Annotated in this window: 5 protein-coding genes; 2 read left to right on the top strand and 3 right to left on the bottom strand. The window is 36.7% G+C overall.

All coding sequences use genetic code 11. From position 1 onward, the window contains the following. Together AC1DRF_RS24125 and AC1DRF_RS24120 are read right to left on the bottom strand one after the other, a co-directional pair. The coding region (locus AC1DRF_RS24125) for an NADPH-dependent oxidoreductase (protein WP_477741884.1) at positions 1-659 on the bottom strand (659 nt) is incomplete at its 3' end. Positions 660-688: 29 nt separating this feature from the next. Continuing rightward, complete coding sequence (locus tag AC1DRF_RS24120; protein ID WP_427076002.1) at positions 689-973, bottom strand: putative quinol monooxygenase; 285 nt, start codon at positions 971-973, stop codon at positions 689-691. Positions 974-1177: 204 nt separating this feature from the next. Between AC1DRF_RS24120 and AC1DRF_RS24115 the strand changes: the two genes are divergently transcribed. Next, entirely contained in the window at positions 1178-1492 is a 315-nt protein-coding gene (locus AC1DRF_RS24115; RefSeq protein WP_477741883.1) for an ArsR/SmtB family transcription factor, read from the top strand. A gap of 19 nt (positions 1493-1511) precedes the next feature. Here the strand turns inward: AC1DRF_RS24115 and AC1DRF_RS24110 are convergent, their stop codons facing one another. Beyond that, positions 1512-1847, bottom strand: a complete 336-nt coding sequence (locus AC1DRF_RS24110; RefSeq protein ID WP_028409166.1) for a CHY zinc finger protein — start codon at positions 1845-1847, stop codon at positions 1512-1514. A 177-nt stretch (positions 1848-2024) separates the two neighbouring features. Between AC1DRF_RS24110 and AC1DRF_RS24105 the strand changes: the two genes are divergently transcribed. Continuing rightward, on the top strand, positions 2025-2203 hold a 179-nt coding region (locus AC1DRF_RS24105), incomplete at its 3' end, for a glycosyltransferase (protein WP_477741885.1).

Here is a 2203-nt window from a genome sequence, read left to right as displayed (position 1 = left end):
GTTTGTGACCAGTTGCGGTCATCAGCACCGTTTGTTCTCTTTTTCATATACTCTGCCATTTCAGCATCATAGTCTTGAATCAATGGCTTTAAGTCGTGATTATAGCTTTCACGATGGTGCACAGCAGCTTGTGGCAATCGAGGTTTTTTCGCAGAATGATCTGCCGGATGTCCAACCACAAGACCGCTTACTGGGAATACGTATTCCGGTAAATCGAGCAGTTCAATGACTTCTAGTGGATTTCTGCGAATTCCTCCGATTGGGACTGTACCTAAACCGAGTGATTCTGCTGCAACTGTTGCGGCTTCTAAAGAAATTCCAGCATCAGTTGCTCCGACTAAGATTGATTCAAGCCCATCGGTTACGCCAAGAGGGGCATCGTTAAGTTCAGCTGCAATCTTAGCACGATTAAAATCTGCACAAAAGATTAAAAATAGAGGAGCTTGGTCGATCCACGCTTGGTTGCCGGCAAGCTCTGAAAGTTTTTTCTTCTTTTCTTTATCTTGGACGCTAATAATAGTCACTTGCTGTCCATTAATAGAAGAAGCGGCTGACTGAGCAGATTGAATAATCGTATCTAAATGCTCGTCACTTACTGCTTCGTCTGTATACTGACGGATAGAACGATGATCTTGAATTGTACGAATTGCTTCATTCATGATGCGTCATCCTTTCAAAGAAGTTATGATTAACCTTGTAATGTTTTTACATCTAAAGGTGCTACAAGTACGCCAGTTTGAGCAAATGCTACAAAAGTTTGGAAGTGAGCTGATTTATTGTGTGCTTGAATTGCTTCTTCGCTTTTCCACTCTTCAATCATCATAAATGTGTTAGGTGTAAAAGCATCTTCAAATAGTTGATAGTTGCTGTTTCCTTCTTCTTGTAAAGAATGCTTAATTAGTTCTTGTACGTTTTCTAAAAATTCTTCTCTTTTTGCTGGGTTAACTTTCATTGAAGCTTGTAAATGAATCATGGGTGATTCCTCCTTTAATAATGATGGTGCTTTATATTATTTGTTTTGTTTTTAATCTTTCATTCAATTTATGATTAAAATGAAGATAAGTTCGAATATCATCAAACAATGAAACTATAACACCGATTAAATAACAGTGCAAGGAATTTAGTTCGAAAGTTATCGAACATTGATACACAAAAGAAGCTGTGTTATATTTTAAGCATGAGAAAACCTTATCAACCACCGAAATCTGAAATTAAATTAACGCCTATTTTACACGCGTTGAGTGATCCTAACCGGCTGCGAATTGTACAGTGTTTAGCGACAAGAAAGGAGCAGGCCTGTTCGTATTATCAAAAATTAAATGTATCAAAATCAACGCTATCACATCATATTAAAGTACTTCGCGAAGCTGGAATTATCAAACTACGTATAGAAGGTACGCAGCACTATTATTCCTTGCGTTTAGAAGAACTTGAGGAATTGTTCCCAGGTCTGCTTCCTTCCATTATAAATATAGATGAGCAGTTATTTTAAAAGCTGAACAATGTTTTGTTCAGCTTTTTTGTTCAAAATAAATGTGTCCATGCAGGCTGCATCCGGGATTAAAAGAAGAACGACAGTGAGGGCAAGTCGAGTTACAGGTTAAATATTCATGAATGGATAGCTCATGTTTACATACTCCGCAAAGAATAGCTTTTTCATTAAACATAGCTTTTGGCCACCTTTTAATATCATGATCAGCATGTCCGTTATGACATTGATAGCATGGATAATATGTATTACAGCAATAAAATTTTATTGCAATAATATCTTTATCCGTACGGTAGTGCATGCAGCGCGTTTCGGAATCCACCGTATCACCTTTTACTATAGGTGCAGATTTGTTCATTATCATCACTCCCTATGAAAAGTATAGCATGCTTTTATACGCCTTATCATACATATGTAAAAAGAAAAATGCTATAATAAAACCATCGTTTTACATGTCAGATTGCATGCTAAAAAGATCAGATAAAAATTGATGTCAAAACAGATCCATTAAGTGAAGTAAAGAGAGGAAGAAAAAATGAGTAAGCAAGTTATCGTTTTTACCGGAGGCGGAACAGCTGGACACGTAACACCAAACATTGCCATTATGAAAGAATTAGACAGTGAAAAATGGGATATCCATTATGTCGGTTCTCACAATGGTATTGAGAAAGAATTAATTACAAAATTAAACGTTCCATATCATGCGATTTCAAG

The organism is Priestia sp. P5_B4, from assembly GCF_056400385.1.
This window is presented reverse-complemented; position numbering and strand designations above follow the sequence as displayed.

Excerpts from the sequence above, each read along its gene's own strand:
- AC1DRF_RS24115 (WP_477741883.1), top strand. The coding sequence starts at position 1,178 with ATGAGAAAACCTTATCAACCACCGAAATCTGAAATTAAATTAACGCCT.
- AC1DRF_RS24110 (WP_028409166.1), bottom strand. The coding sequence starts at position 1,847 with ATGAACAAATCTGCACCTATAGTAAAAGGTGATACGGTGGATTCCGAA.
- AC1DRF_RS24120 (WP_427076002.1), bottom strand. The coding sequence starts at position 973 with ATGATTCATTTACAAGCTTCAATGAAAGTTAACCCAGCAAAAAGAGAA.